The organism is Mesorhizobium sp. M0815 (assembly GCF_040319995.1).
In the GTDB taxonomy this organism is placed as follows: Bacteria; Pseudomonadota; Alphaproteobacteria; order Rhizobiales; family Rhizobiaceae; genus Mesorhizobium.
The window spans coordinates 1-4309 of the sequence record NZ_JAMYOU010000066.1; the positions used below are offsets into that span (position 1 = coordinate 1).

The 4309-nt window shown below is 60.3% G+C and carries 6 protein-coding genes and 1 pseudogene; 4 read left to right on the forward strand and 3 right to left on the reverse strand.

Features of this window, described 5'->3' with window-relative positions; translation table 11 throughout:
- The 3 genes from NKI01_RS30650 to NKI01_RS30660 all read right to left on the reverse strand — a co-directional run.
- On the reverse strand, positions 1–277 hold a 277-nt coding region (locus NKI01_RS30650), incomplete at its 3' end, for a transposase (RefSeq protein ID WP_352965836.1).
- Positions 278–790: 513 nt separating this feature from the next.
- Positions 791–919: a hypothetical protein gene (locus NKI01_RS30655; protein ID WP_023722056.1), complete on the reverse strand. Its 129-nt coding sequence runs from the start codon at positions 917–919 to the stop codon at positions 791–793.
- A 32-nt stretch (positions 920–951) separates the two neighbouring features.
- Positions 952–1341 carry a hypothetical protein gene (locus NKI01_RS30660; protein ID WP_023722055.1) on the reverse strand — a complete coding sequence of 130 codons (390 nt, stop codon included), beginning with the start codon at positions 1339–1341 and terminating at the stop codon, positions 952–954.
- Between the two features lie 610 nt (positions 1342–1951).
- On the opposite strand from NKI01_RS30660, the gene queC reads away from it, so the two are divergent.
- From queC to NKI01_RS30680, 4 genes and pseudogenes are all read left to right on the forward strand, one after another.
- Complete coding sequence (gene queC, locus NKI01_RS30665) at positions 1952–2650, forward strand: 7-cyano-7-deazaguanine synthase QueC (RefSeq protein ID WP_352549607.1); 699 nt, start codon at positions 1952–1954, stop codon at positions 2648–2650.
- Entirely contained in the window at positions 2650–3006 is a 357-nt protein-coding gene (gene queD / locus NKI01_RS30670; RefSeq protein WP_352549606.1) for a 6-carboxytetrahydropterin synthase QueD, read from the forward strand. The genes queC and queD overlap by 1 nt, the downstream gene beginning before the upstream one ends.
- Positions 3003–3737 (forward strand): 7-carboxy-7-deazaguanine synthase QueE, encoded by a 735-nt coding sequence (gene queE / locus NKI01_RS30675; protein WP_352549604.1) that lies wholly within the window; start codon positions 3003–3005, stop codon positions 3735–3737. The genes queD and queE overlap by 4 nt, the downstream gene beginning before the upstream one ends.
- A gap of 367 nt (positions 3738–4104) precedes the next feature.
- Positions 4105–4309 (forward strand): annotated as a pseudogene (locus NKI01_RS30680) (cation:dicarboxylate symporter family transporter); the annotation flags it as partial.

Sequence of the window (4309 nt, forward strand, 5' to 3'; positions counted from 1 at the left end):
GGCGCAGCCGGTTGGCGTCGTTGCCGTCCTCGTAGCCGGCGGCGATCATCTTCATGCGAAAGCCGATCATGTCCGCCAGGCTGTGGACGACCTGGTCCGGGCAGCGCGGATCGTCGATGCAACGCGCCAGACGCTCGGCCACCCGCAACCGCTTTTCCACCTCGGCCAAGGCCAGAACGCCGCTGTTGGACGACAGCATGCCGCCGTCGAAACGGGCGACGACGGACTTGCCGCCGACTGATGACAAACCGCTCAGCGGCAGCGCAAGATCGTTCATGGTGGGTGTGGTCTCCGGGAAATGGTTCGGATCGGCTTAAGCAACCAAATCCTACGTCATTTCAACGATCAGATCCCGAGCAGCCAGCCAGTATTCGACCGTCGCTGGCGCCTCCGCCCACTGAGGCCTTGTGCTTCCTCCAGCGAGTCAAGCCGATCACCATGCGTGTCGCCAGTTCTGGTGCTCACCCACGTGCCATTTGCGATCTTGTGTCGGTGAGAGCACCGCAAGCACCTCCCCTGCTAGAGGGCAAGGCGGCTTGCGTCGCCCGTGTTGTTACTATTCTTCGCTGTGGTCGGAGTTTTTTCCTTGGCTTCGGAATCGGGACATTCGGCTTTGCAAAAAATAGGCCATCGTGGTCGATCGTCACGCCCCCCGAGTTCGGCGGCACGATGGGACGACAACGGCAGCGCAAGCCCATTTGCGCGAGGGGCTCGTCCCTTCAAATACTTGATGCATTTGCGCTTTGCGTACCTCCGTGCATGTTGCTCGATGCCAGGCGGAGACCTCTGTCTAAACGATCGCGCATCGATGCAACGCCCACGCGTAGATCGCCATCATCGCGGCGATCGCTTTGCCGCGATCGCCGCAGCCGTTTTCGAGCACGACAATCATGCCGGCGCTGTCGGCAGCGATGCGCATGCAAAAATTCACAGATGCATTCTGGCCAAATGCTAGCTGCCCAGCAAATGTCCGGCATTTCGCAAGGCCCCTAGGAAGAGACTGGCATGGCCGTTGGCATCGATCTTGGCCTGCATCGACAGAGGCATGCTGTGCCAGTTCTCCAAGGGCGCAATGAAATGTGAGAACGTACCGTTGACGATGCAATGGTGGGTAACAAGGCCCTGTCTGTCCAACGCCAGCACGCCGATCTGGTCGCCCTGATATCGGATGGCTGCGACCCGCTGGACCCCCGCATCACCGTCGACCCGCACGTCGAAAAGCAGGATGCCGCGGCTCCTGGTGGCTACCTCGGCGGCCTTTTCAGCGAAGCTTAAGGAGAGCGAGCGGACGCTTTCGACCGCCAGCTGTAAAACCATCAAATCCAGTTCATCCACTGCCATAAGGTACCTGCGCGCAACACATGGGTGATAGCAATCGACCACACCGCTTGTTCACAGATGTCGGCTCACGACCGATCATTCAGGTTGTTGCCGGACGTCCATTGACCGAGGGAGTGCTCCGGTTCGAACCGATCCTGAAGCGGAATACGCTGGATCTATGGAACCCGAGGAGCAGGCCAGCCAAAGTTGCCGCGACAATTGATGTCGTGATCATTCCAGACATCTGCATCGGCGTCGCTGAACATCCCACTGGTAAGTCCGTTGTTTGCGGCAAGCCCATCCTTGGGCCGTCTAGTACCTGAAACCCTCGCGGTGGCGTCCCTCGAAGCTCGGGACCGCCGGGCGCTTGATCGCGAGAACTTTGTTTACGAAGGTCCGGACCTCCTGCAGAGCTTATTCTGGTGCGCTCGCCTTTGAGCATTCCGCTGAAGCGTGACGTTTCGCTAGTCAGTGTTCCTTGCAGGCTCACCGCGAGGGCGCCTTGCACACAGCTGCACGTCAGCGCATGAAACTCGTCCCCCGTTCACTTCACAAAATGGATTTCCTGAAGTACTGGGAGCGCAGAGAAATCTCCGGTCGCAGCCTACCCGGTTAAAACAAGGACCCAAAAATGAAGACTCTCGTCGTCTGCTCCGGCGGATTGGACTCCGTTACCCTTGCTCACAAGGTGGCAGCGGAGCACGAACTCGCCGGCCTCCTATCTTTCGATTACGGCCAACGGCATAGAAAGGAATTGGGCTTCGCCGCCCTTTGCGCGGAGCGACTGAGCGTCCCGCACCGCATCATCGACATCCACGAGATCGGCGGCGGCCTTTCCGGCTCCGCGCTGACCGATAATGTGGACGTGCCCGACGGGCACTACGCCGAAGACACGATGAAGGTCACGGTGGTGCCGAACCGGAACGCCATCATGTTAGCCATTGCCTTCGGCCTCGCCGCAGCGCACGGCGCTGACGCGGTGGCGACGGCCGTGCATGGTGGGGATCATTTCATTTATCCCGACTGCCGTCCGGCCTTCATCGACGCTTTCCAGATGATGCAGGACCACGCGCTCGACGGCTACGCGAAGATTCGCGTTTATGCACCCTATGTGAATCTCACGAAGGCGGACATTGTTAGGTATGGAGCAGCATACGGCACGCCATTTGCGCAGACCTGGTCCTGCTACAAGGGCGCCGAGCGTCACTGCGGGAGGTGCGGGACCTGCGTCGAGCGGCGCGAGGCGTTTCATCTCTCTGGGCAGCCGGACCCCACCGACTACGAGGACTCCGACTTCTGGCTCGATGCGCTGCGAAGGAGGACCGCGTAATGTTCCGCATCACCAAGGAATTCCACTTCTCAGCCTCGCATCAGCTCAGCTCGTTGCCACCCGATCACCAATGTGCGCGCCTGCACGGGCATAACTACATCGTTGAAGTGGAGCTTTCAGCGAATGGACTGAACGAGCACGGCTTCGTGCGCGACTATCATGATCTGGCGCCGCTCAAACGCTATATCGACGAGAGCTTCGACCACCGACATCTCAACGAAGTGCTGGGGCATGAGCAAGTCACGGCGGAATGTCTGGCCAGACATTTCTATGGATGGTGCAAGGCACGCCTGCCCGAGACCTCGGCCGTGCGGGTCAGCGAAACGCCGAAAACCTGGGCGGAGTACCGGCCATGACCCATACGCATCCGGCAATTCGCGTCAGCGAGATTTTCGGGCCGACGATCCAGGGCGAGGGCGTGCTCATTGGTTTGCCGACTGTCTTCATCAGGACCGGCGGGTGTGACTATCGCTGTTCCTGGTGTGACAGCCTCCATGCGGTGGATAATCAATTCCGCCATGAATGGGAGATGATGTCAATCGACACGGTGTGGCAAACCGTCGTTGCGCTTTCCGGTGGCCGGCCAGTGATGGTGTCACTGTCAGGCGGCAATCCTGCCATTCAGCCGTTTCGTGCGCTCATCGAGCGAGGCCATGGTGAAGGTTACCGTTTTGCGCTGGAAACCCAAGGTTCCGTGGTCAGGGACTGGTTTGCCGACCTTGACGTGCTGGTCCTCAGCCCGAAGCCGCCGTCAAGCGAAATGAGGACCGATTGGGCCGCTGTCGAGGCGTGCATCGAAGCGGCGCAGGAGAAGCCGCAAATCATGCTCAAGCTCGTTGTTTTCGACGACAGTGACTACGCTTACGCGAAAGACGCCGCCGCGAGGTTTCCGCGACTTCCGATCTATCTGCAACCCGGCAATCACACGCCGCCACGCGCCGGAAATGAAGACGCGCCTGTCGACCTTGACGGAATAATGAAACGCATGGAGTGGCTGATTGAAAAGGTGACCCGCGACAGGTGGTTCGAAGCCCGCGTGCTGCCGCAGCTGCACGTAATGCTCTGGGGTAACAAGAGAGGTGTCTAGCGTGCGCCCGCTAGGGCGACGGCCTTGGGCATAACCACAACAAGATGTCGACCATCTGGATGCCGATCGCAGCCACCTGAGGCAAAGTGCTTGCGTCGACGGCCTTCCAGCGGCTGCCAGCCTGCGTGTAACGCCCAGAGCGACCTCCAATCCCCGACAGTCGGCCCTTCCTTCGACGAAGGGCACGCGCCAGCGGCGAGTGCAGAAATCCGCACAAGCACGGCGTGAGAGGTCCTGCGCGTTTCTCGCGCCGCCGCGTTTTGACACGGAGCTTGCGGCAGCGTTGGTGCAGCGTTCGACCGGAGCGCCGCGACGGGAGAAGCCTGGGCGGGAGGAACCCACCTCGATCCGGTCAGGGAAAGAAACAGTGTCAGCTGCACAAGTCCGCAGCGCGGGCCCCGCGCCCCGCAAAGCCTTCTATGCCAAGCTTTACGCGCAGGTGCTTGCCGCCATCGCCCTCGGCGTCGCAATTGGCTATTTCTATCCGGGGGACCGGCGAGAGCCTGAAGCCGCTGGGTGATGCCTTCATCAAGCTGGTCAAGATGATCATCGCGCCTGTCATCTTCCTGACA